Annotated in this window: 14 protein-coding genes; all 14 read left to right on the forward strand. The window is 63.6% G+C overall.

Translation table 11 applies throughout. The features are described 5' to 3' along the window. Window positions 1-44: 44 nt before the first annotated feature. The 14 genes from MJ643_RS10580 (at window position 45) to MJ643_RS10645 (ending at window position 17673) form a co-directional block, all read left to right on the forward strand. Complete coding sequence (locus MJ643_RS10580; protein WP_247726792.1) at window positions 45-1364, forward strand: UDP-glucose/GDP-mannose dehydrogenase family protein; 1320 nt, start codon at window positions 45-47, stop codon at window positions 1362-1364. A gap of 73 nt (window positions 1365-1437) precedes the next feature. Beyond that, complete coding sequence (locus MJ643_RS10585; protein ID WP_031324250.1) at window positions 1438-2919, forward strand: glycosyltransferase family 2 protein; 1482 nt, start codon at window positions 1438-1440, stop codon at window positions 2917-2919. A 36-nt stretch (window positions 2920-2955) separates the two neighbouring features. Beyond that, a complete protein-coding gene (locus tag MJ643_RS10590; RefSeq protein ID WP_013974151.1) occupies window positions 2956-4122 on the forward strand; it encodes an alginate biosynthesis protein Alg44 in 1167 nt (388 codons plus the stop codon). Window positions 4123-4134: 12 nt separating this feature from the next. Then, entirely contained in the window at window positions 4135-5562 is a 1428-nt protein-coding gene (gene algK / locus MJ643_RS10595) for an alginate biosynthesis TPR repeat lipoprotein AlgK (protein ID WP_196184561.1), read from the forward strand. Continuing rightward, window positions 5559-7037: an alginate export family protein gene (locus MJ643_RS10600; RefSeq protein ID WP_013974153.1), complete on the forward strand. Its 1479-nt coding sequence runs from the start codon at window positions 5559-5561 to the stop codon at window positions 7035-7037. Before algK ends, MJ643_RS10600 begins: the two co-directional genes overlap by 4 nt. 22 nt (window positions 7038-7059) lie before the next feature. Further along, complete coding sequence (algG, locus tag MJ643_RS10605; RefSeq protein WP_208209244.1) at window positions 7060-8619, forward strand: mannuronan 5-epimerase AlgG; 1560 nt, start codon at window positions 7060-7062, stop codon at window positions 8617-8619. 13 nt (window positions 8620-8632) lie between these two features. Beyond that, on the forward strand, window positions 8633-10075 hold the full coding sequence (locus MJ643_RS10610; RefSeq protein ID WP_013974155.1) for an alginate O-acetyltransferase: 1443 nt from the start codon (window positions 8633-8635) through the stop codon (window positions 10073-10075). Window positions 10076-10082: 7 nt separating this feature from the next. Then, complete coding sequence (locus MJ643_RS10615) at window positions 10083-11186, forward strand: mannuronate-specific alginate lyase (protein ID WP_013974156.1); 1104 nt, start codon at window positions 10083-10085, stop codon at window positions 11184-11186. A gap of 182 nt (window positions 11187-11368) precedes the next feature. Then, complete coding sequence (locus tag MJ643_RS10620; protein WP_013974157.1) at window positions 11369-12826, forward strand: MBOAT family protein; 1458 nt, start codon at window positions 11369-11371, stop codon at window positions 12824-12826. A gap of 10 nt (window positions 12827-12836) precedes the next feature. Further along, on the forward strand, window positions 12837-13994 hold the full coding sequence (locus MJ643_RS10625; RefSeq protein ID WP_247726791.1) for an alginate O-acetyltransferase: 1158 nt from the start codon (window positions 12837-12839) through the stop codon (window positions 13992-13994). A 16-nt stretch (window positions 13995-14010) separates the two neighbouring features. Further along, window positions 14011-14658 (forward strand): alginate O-acetyltransferase AlgF, encoded by a 648-nt coding sequence (locus MJ643_RS10630; protein ID WP_013974158.1) that lies wholly within the window; start codon window positions 14011-14013, stop codon window positions 14656-14658. A 35-nt stretch (window positions 14659-14693) separates the two neighbouring features. Beyond that, window positions 14694-16148 carry a mannose-1-phosphate guanylyltransferase/mannose-6-phosphate isomerase gene (locus MJ643_RS10635; protein WP_024087718.1) on the forward strand — a complete coding sequence of 485 codons (1455 nt, stop codon included), beginning with the start codon at window positions 14694-14696 and terminating at the stop codon, window positions 16146-16148. Between the two features lie 97 nt (window positions 16149-16245). Beyond that, window positions 16246-16710, forward strand: a complete 465-nt coding sequence (locus MJ643_RS10640; RefSeq protein WP_023660659.1) for a hypothetical protein — start codon at window positions 16246-16248, stop codon at window positions 16708-16710. Window positions 16711-16860: 150 nt separating this feature from the next. After that, a complete protein-coding gene (locus MJ643_RS10645; protein WP_208209245.1) occupies window positions 16861-17673 on the forward strand; it encodes an SDR family oxidoreductase in 813 nt (270 codons plus the stop codon). Window positions 17674-17711 lie beyond the last annotated feature (38 nt).

Below are 17711 nucleotides of genomic sequence, written 5' to 3' on the forward strand. Positions count from 1 at the left end.
AGGGGCAGCACCGTACCGGAAAGGTCAGGTGTTGCACTCAGTTTTTGCCGCCGCCCAGCATCTTTGGTTTGGGTTATGTGGGTGCAGTCTGTGCTGGCTGCCTGACGGCGCGAGGCCATGAAGTGATCGGTGTGGATGTATCCAGCACCAAGATCGACCTGATCAATCAGGGCAAGTCGCCCATCGTCGAACCTGGCCTGGAAGCACTGCTGCAACAGGGCATCGCCAACGGCCGCCTGCGCGGTACTACCGATTTCGCCGAAGCCATTCGTGCCAGCGACGTATCGATGATCTGCGTGGGAACCCCAAGCAAGAAGAACGGCGACCTGGGCCTTGAGTACATCGAGTCGGTGTGCCGCGAAATCGGCTACGTGCTGCGTGACAGCGAGCGCCGCCACACCATCGTGGTACGCAGCACCGTGCTGCCGGGCACCGTGAAGAACGTGGTGATCCCGATCCTCGAAGACTGCTCGGGCAAGAAAGCCGGCGTCGACTTCGGCGTCGCGGTCAACCCGGAATTCCTGCGTGAAAGCACCGCGATCAAGGACTACGACCAGCCACCGATGACCGTCATCGGCGAACTGGACAGCGCCAGCGGCGACATCTTGCAGGCCCTGTACGAAGAGCTCGACGCGCCGATCATCCGCAAGCCGATCGAAGTGGCCGAGATGATCAAGTACACCTGCAACGTGTGGCACGCCACCAAGGTCACCTTCGCCAACGAGATCGGCAACATTGCCAAGGCCGTAGGCGTGGATGGCCGTGACGTGATGGACGTGGTCTGCCAGGACAAAGTGCTGAACCTGTCCCAGTACTACATGCGCCCTGGCTTCGCCTTCGGCGGCTCGTGCCTGCCCAAGGATGTGCGCGCCCTCACCTATCGCGCCGCCAGCCTCGATGTACGCGCACCGCTGCTCGACTCGCTGATGCGCAGCAACGAATCGCAGGTGCAGAACGCCTTCGAGCTGATCGAAGCCCACGACAAGCGCAAGGTCGCCCTGCTCGGCCTGAGCTTCAAGGCCGGCACCGACGACCTTCGTGAAAGCCCGCTGGTGGAACTGGCCGAACGCCTGATCGGCAAGGGCTACCAGCTGGATATCTACGACGACAACGTCCAGTACGCCCGCGTCCACGGCGCCAACAAGGACTACATCGAATCGAAGATCCCGCACGTGTCGTCGCTGCTCAACGCCGACTTCCAGAAGGTGATCGACAACGCCGACGTCATCGTCCTGGGCAACCGTGACGAGCAGTTCCGTGCACTGGCCCAACAAGCACCGGCCGGCAAGCACGTGATCGACCTGGTCGGTTTCATGAGCAAACCGACCTGCGCCACCAGCCGCACCGAAGGCATCTGCTGGTAAGTGCTGGCCGGGCAGCGGGGGCCTCCCCACCCCCGCTGCCCACCTTTTCCCGAATTCTCGACGGATGCTGAACATGCAAAGGATCCAGACAGTGCTGTTGCAGTGCGCCGGTTGGCTGCTCTACGTGAGTCTGCTCATGCTGATCGCCCTGGCCCTGCCAGCCGATATCTTCGACTCGCAGTCGAAGCACTTCATCTTCCTGGTCGGCGCAGTCGGCATCTGGCGCTACTCCATGGGCGCCACCCATTTCATCCGCGGCATGATCTTCCTCTACGGCGTATACCCGTACCTGCGCCGCAAGGTTCAGAAAATGGGCAAGGACGCCGACCCGTCCCATGTGTATCTGATGGTGACCAGCTTTCGCATCGAAGCTCTCACCACCGCCCAGGTGTACAGCTCGGTGATCCGCGAGGCGATCAACTGTGGCTTCCCCACCACCGTGGTCTGCTCGCTGGTGGAGATGTCGGACGAACTGCTGGTGAAAAGCCTGTGGGCCAAATACAACCCGCCAGCCCACGTGAAGCTGGACATCGTGCGCATCGCCGGTACCGGCAAGCGTGACGGCCTGGCCTACGGTTTCCGTGCGATCTCGCGCATGCTGCCGGACGAGAACGCCGTGGTGGCGGTAATCGACGGTGACACCGTGCTGGGCGATGGCGTGGTACGCAAGACCGTGCCGTGGTTCAAGCTGTTCCCCAATGTCGGCGGCCTGACCACCAACGAGTTCTGCGAAGTGCGTGGCGGCTACATCATGAGCGAGTGGCACAAGCTGCGCTTCGCCCAGCGCCACATCAACATGTGCTCGATGGCCCTGTCCAAGCGCGTGCTGACCATGACCGGACGCATGTCGATGTTCCGCGCCAGCGTGGTGACCAACCCCGAGTTCATCGCCGACGTCGAAAGCGACTCGCTGATGCACTGGCGCCTGGGCCGCTTCAAGTTCCTCACCGGTGACGACAAGTCCAGCTGGTTCAGCCTGATGCGCCTGGGCTACGACACCTTCTACGTGCCGGACGCAGCCATCAACACGGTCGAGCACCCGCCGGAGAAGAGCTTCCTCAAGGCCAGCCGCAAGCTGATGTACCGCTGGTACGGCAACAACCTGCGGCAGAACTCCCGCGCGCTTGGCCTGGGCCTGCGCCGCCTGGGGCTGTTCACCAGCATCGTGCTGTTCGACCAGCGCGTGTCGATGTGGACCAGCCTGCTGGGCCTGACCGTGGCGGTGATCGCCAGCCTCAAGTTCGGCCTGGGCTTCCTGCTGGTGTATCTGCTGTGGATCGGCATCACCCGCTTGATCCTCACCATCATGCTGCTGTGCTCCGGCCACAACGTAGGCCCGGCCTACCCGCTGATTCTCTATTACAACCAGATCATCGGCGCACTGATGAAGATCTACGTGTTCTTCCGCCTCGACAAGCAGTCCTGGACGCGTCAGCCCACTGCCCTCAAGCGTGACCTCGCCAGCTTTCAACAATGGTTCAACACCTGGTCCTCGCGGACCATGACCTTCTCGGCTGCCAGCATCTTCGTTGCTGTGCTGTTCATGGTCGTGTGAGCCCAACCCGGATCGGAACTAACAGGAACAAACCACATGAATACCGCCGTGAACGTCAACGTCGTGCATGAGTCCGAAGCCCAGCGCCAGCATGCCCGGGTACGCATCCCCGCCAAGCTGCGGTTCCTCGACCCTCAGCGCCAGGCCCACGATGTGAAGGTCGACGACCTCTCCGCCGGTGGCCTGAGTTTCCACACCAAGCAACAACTGTCGGTTGGCGACGTGCTCCGCGGGCGGCTGCAGTTCACGGTCGACAACCTCGGCCTGTCGATGGACATCGAGTTCCAGGTGCGCTCCTACAATCCGGGCAGTGGCCGTACCGGCGCGCAGTTTCAGAACCTCGAGCTCCGCGACATCGCCACGCTGCGCCACATCATCACCTCGCACCTGTCGGGTGAGCTGATCACTGCCGGCGATGTGCTCAGCACCCTGCAGCGCGACAACTTCACCAAGGCGCGCAAGCAGAAGGACGGCGGTGCCGGCCTGAGCGCGTTCGGCCGTCTCAAGGCGGTCACCGTCACCCTCGGCGTGTTCGTGGTCGGTGTCGCCGCCTTCGGCTTCATCGCCAAGTCGCTGTACGGCATGTACTTCGTCAGCCATGCCGAAGCCGGCGTGGTCGCGGTACCCACCACCAACGTCACCATGCCGCGCGACGGCACCGTGAACAGCCTGGTCGAAAGCGGTGGGCAGATCGCCAAGGGCGCGCCACTGGCCAGTTTCACCACCAGCATGCTGGACATGCTCAAGGGCAACCTGGAAGACGCACAGCTGGAGCCGGCGAAGATCGAGGAACTGTTCGGCAAGCAGCTGTCCGGCACCCTCACCAGCCCGTGTGATTGCGTGGTTGCCCGCCAGCTGGTGGACAACGGCCAGTACGCCGCCAAGGGCCAGCCGATCTTCCAGCTGATCCCGCGCACCACCAACCCGATGGTCGAGGCGCGCTTCACCTACCGCCAGTTCGACGAGGTCAAGCCAGGCACCCGCGTCAACTTCCAGGTAGCCGGCGAAGACGAAGTGCGTACCGGCCAGATCGTCAGCAGCGCCAGCCTCAACAGCGAAGACCTGGCCGCCGACATCCGCGTGCAGATCAAGCCCGACAGCGCCCTGCCCGCCGAACTCGCCGGTCGCCCGGCTTCGGTCAACAGCGACCGTGGCCCATCGCTGAACTGGCTGATCGACAAAGCCATGGCCCGTGGGCTGTAAGAGGACCACAACATGATTCCCCACAAGAAAAGCGCCAGCCTGGGCCTGTGTGCCCTGGCTGCAGCCATCACCCTGGCCGGCTGTGCAGGCCTGCCCGACCAGCGCCTGGCCAACGAAGCCATGAAGCGCGGTGACACGGCACTGGCCGAGCGCAACTACAAGGCGCTGGCCGACCTGGGCTACAGCGAAGCGCAAGTGGGCCTGGCCGACATCAAGGTCGCCACCCGCGACCCGGCGAAAATCAAGGAAGCCGAGGCCACCTACCGCGCCGCGGCCGCCATCTCGCCGCGTGCCCAGGCGCGCCTTGGCCGCCTGCTGGTGGCCAAGCCCGACAGCACCCAGGCCGAGCGCGAAGAAGCCGAAACCCTGCTCAAGCAAGCCGCCAAGCAGGGCGAAAGCAACACTCTGATCCCGCTGGCGATGCTCTACCTGACCTACCCGCAGAGCTTCCCCAAGGTCAATGCGCAGCAGCAGATCGACCAGTGGCGCGCCGCCGGTAACCCGGAAGCGGGCCTGGCCCAGGTGCTGCTGTACCGCACCCAGGGCACCTACGACCAGCACCTGGGCGAAGTGGAGAAAATCTGCAAGGCCGCGCTGAACACCACCGACATCTGCTACGTCGAACTGGCCACCGTGTACCAGAAGCGCGGCCAGGCCGACCAGCAGGCTGCCCTCCTCGGCCAGCTCAAGGCTGCCTACGCCCAGGGCGCAGTGCCGGCCACCCGGGTCGATAGCGTTGCCCGGGTACTGGCTGACCGCAGCCTCGGCCAGACCGACGAAAAAACCGCCAAGGACCTGCTCGAGCAGGTGGCCCCGGCCAACCCGGCGTCCTGGGTCAGCCTGGCGCAACTGGTGTACGACTTCCCCGAGCTGGGCGATACCGACCAGCTGATGGCCTACATCGACAAGGGCCGCGAAGCCGAACAGCCACGCGCCGAACTGTTGCTGGGCCGCCTGTACTACGAAGGCAAGACCGTGCCTGCGGACGCGGCCAAAGCCGAAGAACACCTGCAGGCTGCCGCCGACGCCGGCGAAGTCAGCGCCCATTACTACCTGGGCCAGCTGTACCGCCGCGGCTACCTGGGCAATGTCGAGCCGCAGAAGGCCGTCGACCACCTGCTGGCCGCCGCCCGTGGCGGGCAGAACAGCGCCGACTATGCCCTGGCCCAGCTGTTCAGCGAAGGTCACGGCATTCGCCCGCAACCGGGCAACGCCTGGGTATTCGCCCAGCTCGCCCAGGCCAACCCGTCGCCGCAATCCGCTGAACTGCTGCAGCAGCTCGACCAGCAACTTACGCCTGACCAGCGCAGCCAGGCCCAGCAACTGCTGGCACAAGAGAAGCAGGCGCGCGGCAGCATGGCGCAAGGTGCCAACAGCACCCTGGCCATCGAAGCCCTGCAAGACGACGAAAAAGAAGTAACCGGTGAGGACTCGCTATGACGCTCAATCCCTTCGTGAAAGCTGGCATCGGCCTGAGCTTCGCCCTGCTGTGGTCCTGCCCGACCCTGGCGGAAATGACCGCTGAAAAGAACTTCGGCCTGGATGTGAAAATCACCGGCCAGTCGGAAGACGACCGTGACCTTGGCACCCGCTCCGGCGGTGACGTCAACGGCCTCGGTCTCGATCTGCGCCCTTGGGTATATGGCGAGCGTGGCAACTGGAGCGCCTATGCCATGGGCCAAGCCGTCACCGCGACCGACACCATTGAAACCGATACCTTGCGCCAGAACGACGACGGCACCAGCACCGACACCGCCGCCGACGGCCGTGAACAGGACAAGAGCTACCTGGCCATGCGCGAATTCTGGGTCGGCTACAGCGGCCTCACCGCCTACCCCGGCGAACAGCTGCGTTTCGGTCGCCAGCGCCTGCGCAGCGACGATGGCATGTGGCGTGACACCAATATCGAGGCGCTGAACTGGACCTTCGACACCACCCTGCTCAAGGCCGACCTGGGCGTGGCCCAGCGCTTCAGCGAATACCGCACCGACCTCACCGAGCTGGCCCCGGAAGACAAGGACCGCACACACCTCTACGGCAACGTCGCCACGCAGTGGACCCCTGGCCACTGGGTCGGCGTTCGCGCCCACCATACCCACGATGGCGGCAGCCTGAAGAACCCGGGCGAAACCGTCGATGCGCTGGACAAGACCCGCACCGGCGACCTCACCTGGCTGGGCCTGGAAGCGAACAGCGACGCCTACAACTGGCGCAACGACCACACCGTCAACTACTGGGGCAGCGTCACCTGGCTGACCGGTGACCGCGACACCCTCAGCAGCCAGGTCGTCGGTGACGAAACCGTGGCCACCGGCAAGCAGAGCGGTGACGTCAACGCCTGGGCCACCGACCTCGGCATCCGCCTGCGCCTCGACCCGCAATGGCAGGTCGGTGCGGCCTATGCCCGTGGCAGCGGCGGCGGTGGCGACGACGGTTCGAGCAACTACGAGCAGACCGGCCTGGAGAGCAACCGCTCCAACTACACCGGCACCCGTTCGCGCGTGCACCGCTTCGGTGAAGCCTTCCGTGGCGAGCTGGGCAACCTGCAGGCGGCCACCCTGTTCGCCTCCTGGCAACTGCGCGACGACTACGACGCCAGCTTCATCTACCACAAGTTCTGGCGTGTCGATGGCAACCAGAACATCGGTTCCAGCGGCATCAACGCGGTGGTCAACGACAACGGTGTGAACCGCCCGCTGGTCGATGGCGAAAAAGACCTTGGCCAGGAAATGGACGTGGTCGTGACCAAGTACTTCAAGCAAGGCCTGCTGCCGGCTTCGATGAGCCAGGCCATCGACGAGCCATCTGCCCTGGTGCGCCTGCGCGCCGGTGTGTTCAAGCCGGGTGACGCCTACGGCAAGGAAGCGGACTCGTACATGCACCGCGCCTTCGTCGACGTGATCTGGCGCTTCTGAGGCCGGTAGAGGACTTACCGTTATGAACCTTCACCCGCACTTACGTCACAGCCTGCTGGCCAGCGCCTTGCTGCTGGCCAGCGGCCTGGTGGCTGCCGCAGAGCCCCAGGTGATCGCCAAGGAACTGCAGCAGGCCAAGACCTACACGGTCTCCAGTGCACCGGTCGAGCCGCTGCACATGGACCCGCCGAAGCTGCCTGACCTGACCGGCTACACCGCCGAGGCGGTGCAGAAGAAAATCGACCGTCGCCACAAAGGCAAGGTCAGCCTGCGCCGCATGTTCCAGGAGGATACCCTCAAGGAATTCGTCGGCGGCGACAACAAGGCGGCCGAGTGGGTCCAGCGCCAGCATGGCATTCCGCAGGCGATCTTCGTCGATGACGGCCATGTCGACCTGCTCGAGTTGAGCAAGAAGGTACCCAAGCAGTACCTCAGCGAAGTCGAGCCGGGCGTATACCTGGCGCGCCTGCCGATCGTGGTCGGGCAGAAGGGCATCCTCGAGATCGACGGCAAGGTCAAGCAACTGCGCCTGTCCCAGGAAGGCGGTTCGTTCCTGGTCAACGACGGCAAGCTGTTCGTCACCGACACCCAGGTGACCGGCTGGCGGGAAAAGGAAAACGGCCCGGCGACCTTCCGTTCGCCCAAGGAATTCCGCCCGTTCCTGCTGTCGTGGGGCGGCACCGAGACCTACATCGTCAATACCAAGATGGCCAGCTTCGGCTACGCCAAGTCCAAGTCGTACGGCGTGAGCATCTCGCAGTACACGCCGAACATGGCCAAGCGCATGGGCCGCCCGGAACCCACCGGCTGGATCATCGGCTCCGAGTTCAGCGACATGTGGTACGGCTTCTACTGCTACGAAACCCAGGACTTCGTGGTCAAGGACAGCACCTACCGCGACAACATCGTCTACGGCATCGACCCGCACGACCGCTCGCACCGGCTGATCATCGCCGGCAACACGGTGTACGGCACCAAGAAAAAGCACGGCATCATCGTCTCGCGTGAGGTCAACGACAGCTGGATCATCAACAACAAGAGCTTCGACAACAAGCTCTCGGGCGTGGTGATCGACCGTAACAGCGTCAACAACCTGATTGCCTACAACGAGATCTACCGCAACCACACCGACGGCATCACCCTGTACGAAAGTGGCGACAACCTGATCTGGGGCAACAAGCTGATCAACAACCGCCGCCACGGCATCCGCGTGCGTAACAGCGTGAACATCCGCCTGTACGAGAACGTCGCAATGGCCAACGGCCTGGTCGGCGTGTACGGCCACATCAAGGACCTGTCCAACACCGACCGCGACATCGCCCTCGACCCGTTCGACACCAAGGTGTCGCTGATCCTGGTCGGTGGCGAACTGGCGGCCAACGGCTCGGGCCCGCTGTCGATCGACTCGCCGCTGTCGGTCGAGCTGTACAAGGTATCCATGCTCGCCCCGCGCAAGGCCAACGGCATCAGCCTCAACGGCATCCTCGGCGGACGCCAGGACGAAATCCTCGACCTGCTGGTACGCCAGCAAAAGGCTGTGCTGATCGACCCGGTCGAACGCCAGACCGAAATGATCGATTAAGGAAGCCCAGACCATGACTCCACATCTGATGAAACTGCTGGGCCTGTCCGCCGCCCTTCTGGCGATCAGCCAGGGCGTGCGCGCCGAAGACGTCAAGGCCCCCACCTTCAGCGCCGAGCCTTGCTGCCAGCTGTGCCCTGAAGCGCATGACCCAAGCCGCTACACCACCCGTTACCAGCAGAACTTCACCACGCTGGTGCAGGCGAAGGGCGACTGGCTGTTCCGTACCCGCGAAGACCTGCGCACCGAGTTCAATACCACCCCGGCCGGCTACAAGCGCCTGCAGCAAGTGCACGACGCATTCAAGAAGCGCGGCGTGGAACTGGTGGTGGTGTACCAGCCGACCCGCGGCCTGGTGAACCGCAACATGCTCAACCCGGCGGAAAAGGCTGCCTTCGACTACCAGAAGGCCCTGGGCAACTACCAGGCCATGCTCAAACGCTTTGCCAGCATGGGCTACAACGTGCCCGACCTGTCGCCGCTGACCAACGAACAGCTGGCCGCTGCCGACCAGGGCAAGGACTTCTACTTCCGCGGCGACCAGCACTGGACGCCCTACGGCGCCGAGCGCGCGGCCAGGATCGTGGCCGATACCGTGCACAAGATGCCGGCTTTCGAAGGCATCCCGCGCAAGGAATTCGAAACGAAAAAGTCCGGGCGCATGGGCAAGACCGGCACCCTGCATAACGTGGCCGGCCAGCTGTGCGGCACCAGCTATGCCGTCCAATACATGGACCAGTTCGCCACCGAGCCGAAAGGTTCCACCGGCGGCGGCGACGACCTGTTCGGTGACGGCGGCAACGCGCAGATCACCCTGGTCGGCACCAGCCACAGTGGCAAGAACTACAACTTCTCCGGCTTCCTCGAGCAGTACATCGGCGCCGACGTGCTCAACGTGGCCTTCCCTGGTGGTGGCCTGGAAGGTTCGATGATCCAGTACCTGGGCAGCGAAGAATTCCAGAAGAACCCGCCGAAGATCCTGATCTGGGAATTCTCCCCGCTGTATCGCCTGGACCAGGAAACCATCTGGCGGCAAATCCTTGGCCTGCTCGACGACGGCTGCGATGACCGCCCGGCCCTGATGAGCGCCAGCGCCACCCTCAAGCCCGGCAAGAACGAGCTGATGGTCAATGGCAAGGGCGGCGTGATCAAAGACCTGATCAACCGCAACATGCAGATGGACATCAAGTTCGAAGACCCGTCGGTGAAGGTGCTGCAAGCGACCCTCTGGTACCTCAACGGCCGCCACGAGGACATCAAGCTGGAAAAACCGGAAACCTCCGACACCGACGGCCGCTTCGTCTTCCAGATGCGCGAAGACGAGGACTGGGCCAGCCAGAGCCTGCTGGCGTTCGAGGTGCAGGGACCGGAAAGCGGTACCCAGAAGGTCGAAGCCAAGCTTTGCAAACGCAACAACTTCGCCGTGCCTGCGCAGACCGCGCAGGCCGGCCAGTGAGGCGACCATGATCCCGTTCAAGCGAATTTCCCGCCCCGCCCTGCTCGCCCTGGCGTTGTGCGGCGGTGCCGCGCACGCCGCGCTGGTACCGCCCCAGGGTTACTACGAGGGGATCGAAAAGCTCAAGACCGGCGACGGTAACTTCCGCTGCGAAGCTGCCCCCAAACCGTATACCGGTGCCCTGCAGTTCCGCAGCAAGTACGAAGGCTCGGACAAGGCGCGGGCAACACTCAACGCCGACTCGGAAAAGGCCTTTCGCAAGTCCACCGAAGACATCACCACCCTTGAGAAAGGCGTGAGCAAGATGATCGGCCAGTACATGCGTGACGGCCGCCCGGCGCAGCTCGACTGCACCCTGGCCTGGCTGGGCAGCTGGGCACGCGCCGATGCGCTGATGTCCACCGACTACAACCACACCGGCAAGTCGATGCGCAAATGGGCGCTGGGCAGCATGAGTGGTTCGTGGCTGCGCCTGAAGTTCTCCAATTCGCAGCCGTTGGCCGCGCACCAGGCCGAGGCCGAGCTGATCGAAAAATGGTTCGCCCGCCTGGCCGAGCAGACCGTGCGCGACTGGAGCGACCTGCCACTGGAGAAGATCAACAACCACAGCTACTGGGCGGCCTGGGCGGTAATGGCCACCGCCGTGGCCACCGACCGTCGCGACCTGTTCGACTGGGCCGTGAAGGAATACAGGGTTGGCGCCAACCAGGTAGACGAGCAGGGCTTCCTGCCCAACGAACTGAAGCGCAAGCAACGCGCCCTGGCCTACCACAACTACGCCCTGCCGCCGTTGACGATGATCGCCAGCTTCGCCCAGGTCAATGGCGTGGACGTGCGCGGCGAGAACAACAACGCCCTGCAGCGCCTGGCGCAGCGGGTACTGAACGGTTCGAAGGACCCAAGCGCGTTCAAGGCCCGCAATGGCGAGAAACAGGACATGAAAGACCTGAAGATCGACAGCAAGTATTCGTGGATGGAGCCCTATTGCAGCCTGTATGCGTGCAGTGGCGACACCCTGCAGCGCAAGCGCGGTATGCAGCCGTTCAACAGCTTCCGGCTGGGCGGCGACCTGACCCGGGTCTATGACCCGAGCGCGGAATCGAAAAAGTAACGTAAAACCCCTGTGGGAGCGGGTTTACCCGCGAAAAGGCCAGACCTGCCATGTGCGGTGCCTGTGCCGGCCTCTTCGCGGGTAAACCCGCTCCCACAGGAATCTAGGTAGCCCGCCACGAACATGTGGGGGGTTTGGGGGGCGCTTTGCCCCGGATGCTGTGAACAAAAAGGAGAACCGGGATGGTCTTCTCGTCCAACGTGTTCCTGTTCCTGTTCTTGCCGATCTTCCTCGGCCTGTACTACTTGAGCGGGCAACGCTATCGCAACCTGCTGCTGCTGGTCGCCAGCTACATCTTCTACGCCTGGTGGCGGGTCGACTTCCTCGCCCTGTTCGCCGGCGTGACCCTGTGGAACTACTGGATCGGCCTGAAAGTCGGCGCCGCCGGCGTGCGTACCAAGCCGGCCCAGCGCTGGCTGCTGCTCGGCGTCGGTGTGGACCTGGCGATTCTCGGCTATTTCAAGTACGCCAACTTCGGTGTCGACAGCCTCAATGCGATCATCTCCTCGTTCGGCCTGGAGCCGTTCATCCTCACCCACGTGCTGCTGCCGATCGGTATCTCGTTCTACATCTTCGAGTCGATCAGCTACATCATCGACGTGTACCGCGGCGACACCCCGGCCACCCGCAACCTGATCGACTTCGCGGCGTTCGTGGCGATCTTCCCGCACCTGATCGCCGGCCCCGTGCTGCGCTTCAAGGACCTGGTCGACCAGTTCAACAACCGCACCCACACCCTGGACAAGTTCTCCGAAGGCTGCACCCGCTTCATGCAGGGCTTCATCAAGAAAGTGTTCATCGCCGATACCCTGGCGGTAGTGGCCGACCACTGCTTCGCCCTGCAGAACCCGACCACCGGGGATGCCTGGCTCGGCGCTTTGGCCTACACCGCGCAGCTGTACTTCGACTTCAGCGGCTACAGCGACATGGCCATCGGCCTGGGCCTGATGATGGGCTTCCGCTTCATGGAGAACTTCAAGCAGCCGTACATCAGCCAGTCGATCACCGAGTTCTGGCGGCGCTGGCACATCAGCCTGTCGACCTGGCTGCGCGACTACCTGTACATCACCCTGGGCGGTAACCGCAAAGGCACCTTCAACACCTACCGTAACCTGTTCCTGACCATGCTGCTGGGTGGCCTGTGGCACGGCGCCAACTTCACCTACATCATCTGGGGCGCCTGGCACGGCATGTGGCTGGCCATCGAGCGCGCGCTGGGCATCGACACCAACCCACAGCGTTTCAACCCGGTGAAGTGGGCATTCACCTTCCTGCTGGTGGTGGTCGGCTGGGTAATCTTCCGTGCCGAGAACCTGGAAGTGGCCGGTCGCATGTACGGCGCCATGTTCAGCTTCGGCGACTGGCAGCTGTCGGAACTCAACCGTGCCCAGCTCACCGGCCTGCAGGTAGCCACCCTGGTGGTCGCCTACATCACCCTGGCGTTCTTCGGCCTGCGCGACTTCTACCGCAACGCCCGGCCAACGCCCAAGGCCACCCCGGTGGAGGTCAACAGCGACGGTTCGATCGGCCTGGACTGGACCCGGGTGATGACCCGCGCCCTGGTGCTGCTGCTGTTCGTAGCCTCGATCCTCAAGCTTTCGGCGCAGAGCTACTCGCCGTTCCTTTACTTCCAGTTCTGAGGTTGATGACATGACCCGGACATTACGCATTACCTATTCGCTGTCGTTCCTCGGCCTGCTGGTGGGCATGGGCGTCTGGTCCACCGGTGGCCTGCAAAGCTTCCAGCGTACCGAGCAGATGACCCTGCTCAACGGCAAGCTGGCCAAGGCCGCCGAGACCCACTACGACGAACAGTTCCCGATCAAGCTCCTGGGCACCAACCTTTGGGCGGCGATGGACTTCAAGCTGTTCAACGAAGGCCGCCCTGGCGTGGTGCTGGGCCGCGACCAGTGGCTGTTCAGTGACGAAGAGTTCAAGCCCACCGCCGGTGCCGAGCAGCTGATGCAGGAAAACCTGGCGCTGATCCGTGGCGTGCGCGACACCCTGCAGCAGCACGGCAGCCAGCTTGTATTGGCGATCGTGCCAGCCAAGGCGCGGGTGTACGCCGAATACCTGGGCAACGAACTGCCGACCAGTCTGCATGACGATCTGTACAACCAGTTCCATGCCCAGGCACGCCAGGCCAACGTGTTCGCCCCGGACCTGATGGCACCCATGGAGCAGGCCAAGGCGCGCGGCCAGGTGTTCCTGCGCACCGACACCCACTGGACGCCGATGGGCGCCGAAGTGGCTGCGCAGGCACTGGCCGAAGCGGTCAGCCGCCAGAGCCTGCTCAACGGCGACCCGCAGGCGTTCATCACCGAAGCCGGCAGCACCGCGCCATACAAGGGCGACCTGACCAACTTCCTGCCACTGGACCCGCTGTTCAGCAACCTTCTGCCGGCCCCGGACAACCTGCAGCAACGCACCACTCGCCCGGTCGAGGCCGAAGGTGAAGCCGGTGACGCACTGTTCGCCGACACGCAGATCCCGGTTGCGCTGGTGGGCACCAGCTACAGCGCCAACCCGCACTGGAACTTCCTCGGCGCGCTGCAGCAGGCCCTGCGCAGCGATGTGGCCAACTACGCCGAAGACGGCCATGGCCCGCTGCTGCCGATGCTCAAGTACCTGCAAAGCGATGCCTTCAAGAACGCCGCACCCCAAGTGGTGGTGTGGGAATTCCCCGAACGTTATCTGCCAATGAAGAACGACCTCAGCAGCTTCGATCCACAGTGGATCGCCCAGCTGAAGAACACCCGTAAATCCGAAGAAAACCTGGCTTTGTCGTCCACCCGGACTAACCACTAATCAGAGGAACATACATATGACTACCAAGACTTCCATTGCCAAAGCCCTCACCCTCGCTGCCGGCCTGTCCCTGGCCTCCATGCAGGCCTTCGCCGGCGCCGACGCCGCGCTGTATGGCCCGAGCGCGCCGAAAGGCTCGACCTTCGTGCGCCTTTACAACGCTTCCAGCGCACCGGCGGCAGCTTCGGTCGGCAACACCCAGATCAAACAGGTTGGTGCACAGGGCAGCAGTGACTTCAGCTTCCTGCCAGGGGGTGACTACACCGCTCAGGTCGGTGGCAAGAGCGTGCCGGTCAAGCTGGCTGCGGACAAGTACTACACCCTGGTCAACAGCGCCAGCGGCAACCCGCAGTTGATCGAAGAGCCGCCGTTCAAGAACAAGCAGAAAGCCCTGGTTCGCGTGCAGAACCTGAGTGACCAGCAACTGACCCTGAAGACCGCCGACGGCAAGACCGAAGTGGTCAAGCCGGTGGCCGCCAACGGCCGCGGCGAACGCGAAATCAACCCGGTCAAGGTCAACCTGGCGCTGTTCCAAGGAGACAAGAAAGTGGGTGACGTCAAACCCGTCGCCCTGGAGCGCGGCGAAGCCGCAGTGCTGTACGTAACGGGTTCCGGCAACGCCTTGTCGCCGGTGTGGGTAACTCGCCCCGTGGCTAGCAACTGATTCCCCTGCCTCTCAACGACTATTGGAGAAACATGATGATCCCGGTAATTCTTTCTGGTGGTAGCGGTTCCCGTCTGTGGCCTCTGTCGCGAAAGCAGTTCCCCAAGCAGTTCCTGGCCCTGACCGGTGAACACACACTGTTCCAGCAAACCCTCGAGCGCCTGGTGTTCGAAGGCATGGACACGCCGATCGTGGTCTGTAACAAGGACCACAAGTTCATCGTCCAGGAGCAACTGGCCGCGCTGAAGCTGGAAACCCAAGGCATTTTGATGGAACCGTTCGGCCGCAATACCGCGCCGGCCGTGGCCATGGCTGCCATGAAACTGGTCAACGAAGGCCGCGACGAGCTGATGCTGGTGCTGCCCGCCGACCACGTGATCGATGACCAGAAGGCCCTGCAACGCGCCCTGGCCCTGGCCACCGTGGCCGCCGAGCGTGGCGAGATGGTGCTGTTCGGCGTGCCGGCGACCAAGCCGGAAACCGGCTACGGCTACATCCGTTCCAGCCAGGACGCCCTGCTGCCTGAAGGCGTGGCGCGCGTGGCGCAGTTCGTCGAGAAGCCCGACGAAAAACGCGCCGCCGAGTTCGTCCAGGCCGGCGGCTACTTCTGGAACAGCGGCATGTTCCTGTTCCGTGCCAGCCGCTTCCTCGAAGAGCTGAAAAAGCACGACGGCGACATCTACGACACCTGCGTGCTGGCCCTGGAGCGCAGCCAGGAAGACGGTGATGTGCTGAGCATCGACGAAGCCACCTTCGCCTGCTGCCCGGACAACTCCATCGACTACGCGGTGATGGAAAAGACCCAGCGCGCCTGCGTGGTGCCGATGTCGGCTGGCTGGAGCGACGTGGGCTGCTGGTCGTCGCTGTGGGAAGTGCACGAGAAGGACGACAACGGCAACGTCACCAAGGGCGATGTGGTGGTGCAGGACAGCCACAACTGCATGATCCACGGCAACGGCAAGCTGGTGTCGGTGATCGGCCTGGAGAACATCGTGGTGGTCGAGACCAAGGACGCCATGATGATTGCCCACAAGGACAAGGTCCAGGGCGTCAAGCAGATGGTCAAGACCCTCGACGAGCAGGGCCGCAGCGAAACCCAGAACCACCTGGAAGTGTATCGCCCGTGGGGCTCGTACGACTCGGTGGACATGGGCGGCCGCTTCCAGGTCAAGCACATCACCGTCAAGCCGGGCGCCAGCCTGTCGCTGCAGATGCACCACCACCGTGCCGAGCACTGGATCGTGGTATCCGGCACCGCCGAAGTGACCTGTGACGAGAACGTGTTCCTGCTGACCGAGAACCAGTCCACCTACATCCCGATCGCCTCGGTGCACCGCCTGCGCAACCCGGGCAAGATCCCGCTGGAGATCATCGAAGTGCAGTCCGGCAGCTACCTCGGCGAGGATGACATCGAGCGCTTCGAGGATGTTTACGGGCGTACCTCCACTCCGATCGAACGGGGTGTTTCGGTGAAGACCATCGCGCAGTAATGCAACCCTGGGGCCGCTTTGCGGCCCCGCTTTTTGAGCCACTCTCCATTTCGGGCTACGATGGTCAGACCCCGCGCAATCAAGGTCTGCACGTCCCATGATCATCGGTGCCTTCCTCATCCTCACCTGGCTGGTGCTGCTGTTGCGCTACCCGGCCAAGGCCCTGCCGATCTCGATGGCAGCCGTTTGTGGCCTGGGCCTGGTGGCCCTGTTCGTCGTCTGGCAGGACACCCGCGAAACCTCGCAATTGGCCCGCCTGGACCTACGCCTGACCTACGCCCCCGAACACTGCCCCGCCGACCGCGCCCTGCAGGTGCGCATGAAGAACGGTAACGACGTGCCGCTGACCGAGTTGCGCTGGCGGGTGGCGGCGTATGCGCCGGGCGATACCGTGAACCTGGCGGAGAACACCTACAACGCCCCGCGCTACCGTGGGCCGGGTGAGCTGCAGCCAGGGGCCGAGTGGAAGGACTGCCTGCCACTGCCGCCACTGCGCTCCGGGTACCGGCCGCAGACCCTGGAGTTTCGTGCAGAGCATCTGCAAGGTACGTTTGCCAACTAATGTATCGCCTGTGCCGGCCTCTTCGCGGGTAAACCCGCTCCCACACGGACTACACAGGTCTCAAATTCTGTGGTGTACCTGTGGGAGCGGGTTTACCCGCGAAGAGGCCGGCACAGGAAAAACCAATCCTCCCTGACAGCAGGCCCCACCATGCCCACCGTCCTGATCACCGGTTGTTCCAGCGGCATCGGCCGCGCCCTGGCCGACGCCTTCCGCGATGCCGGCCACCACGTCTGGGCTACCGCCCGCAAACCTGAGGATGTCGAGCAACTGAACGCCGCCGGCTTCACCGCGCGGCAACTTGATGTGAACGACAGCGAGGCGCTGGCCCGCCTGGCCGAGGAACTGGTAAACCTCGATATCTTGATCAACAACGCCGGCTACGGCGCCATGGGCCCGCTGCTCGATGGTGGTGTGGATGCCCTGCGCCAGCAGTTCGAAACCAATGTATTCGCCGTGGTCGGCGTTACCCGCGCATTATTCCCCCAGCTACGCCGCTCACGGGGCCTGGTGGTGAACATCGGCAGCGTATCAGGCGTGCTGATCACGCCATTCGCCGGCGCCTACTGCGTCTCGAAAGCCGCCGTGCATGCCCTGAGCGATGCCTTGCGCCTGGAACTGGCGCCGTTTGGTGTGCAGGTAATGGAAGTGCAGCCAGGAGCGATTGCCTCGCAGTTCGCCAGCAATGCCCAGCGCCAGGCCGAGCAGGTGCTGGCGACGGATTCGGCGTGGTGGCCGTTGCGCGAGCACGTGCAGGCACGGGCACGGGCTTCGCAGGACAAGCCCACCTCGGCGGCGGTGTTTGCCCAGGGCGTGTTGGCAGCGGTCGGGAAGTCGCCGGTGCCGGCGGTGGTGCGGTTGGGGAACGGCAGTACGGCGTTGCCGTTGATGGCCCGGTTACTGCCGCGGCGGGTGCTGGATTGGGCGTTGCGCAAGCGGTTTGGCCTGCTGCGCCCGCTCTGATTGATTGGTTGTCTGTGCTGGCCTCTTCGCGGGTAAAC

Source organism: Pseudomonas sp. PNPG3 (genome assembly GCF_023093815.1).
GTDB lineage: Bacteria > Pseudomonadota > Gammaproteobacteria > Pseudomonadales > Pseudomonadaceae > Aquipseudomonas > Aquipseudomonas asiatica.

Excerpts from the sequence above, each read along its gene's own strand:
- MJ643_RS10585 (WP_031324250.1), top strand. The coding sequence starts at position 1,438 with ATGCAAAGGATCCAGACAGTGCTGTTGCAGTGCGCCGGTTGGCTGCTC.
- MJ643_RS10590 (WP_013974151.1), top strand. The coding sequence starts at position 2,956 with ATGAATACCGCCGTGAACGTCAACGTCGTGCATGAGTCCGAAGCCCAG.
- algK (WP_196184561.1), top strand. The coding sequence starts at position 4,135 with ATGATTCCCCACAAGAAAAGCGCCAGCCTGGGCCTGTGTGCCCTGGCT.
- MJ643_RS10600 (WP_013974153.1), top strand. The coding sequence starts at position 5,559 with ATGACGCTCAATCCCTTCGTGAAAGCTGGCATCGGCCTGAGCTTCGCC.
- algG (WP_208209244.1), top strand. The coding sequence starts at position 7,060 with ATGAACCTTCACCCGCACTTACGTCACAGCCTGCTGGCCAGCGCCTTG.
- MJ643_RS10610 (WP_013974155.1), top strand. The coding sequence starts at position 8,633 with ATGACTCCACATCTGATGAAACTGCTGGGCCTGTCCGCCGCCCTTCTG.
- MJ643_RS10615 (WP_013974156.1), top strand. The coding sequence starts at position 10,083 with ATGATCCCGTTCAAGCGAATTTCCCGCCCCGCCCTGCTCGCCCTGGCG.
- MJ643_RS10620 (WP_013974157.1), top strand. The coding sequence starts at position 11,369 with ATGGTCTTCTCGTCCAACGTGTTCCTGTTCCTGTTCTTGCCGATCTTC.
- MJ643_RS10625 (WP_247726791.1), top strand. The coding sequence starts at position 12,837 with ATGACCCGGACATTACGCATTACCTATTCGCTGTCGTTCCTCGGCCTG.
- MJ643_RS10630 (WP_013974158.1), top strand. The coding sequence starts at position 14,011 with ATGACTACCAAGACTTCCATTGCCAAAGCCCTCACCCTCGCTGCCGGC.
- MJ643_RS10635 (WP_024087718.1), top strand. The coding sequence starts at position 14,694 with ATGATCCCGGTAATTCTTTCTGGTGGTAGCGGTTCCCGTCTGTGGCCT.
- MJ643_RS10640 (WP_023660659.1), top strand. The coding sequence starts at position 16,246 with ATGATCATCGGTGCCTTCCTCATCCTCACCTGGCTGGTGCTGCTGTTG.
- MJ643_RS10645 (WP_208209245.1), top strand. The coding sequence starts at position 16,861 with ATGCCCACCGTCCTGATCACCGGTTGTTCCAGCGGCATCGGCCGCGCC.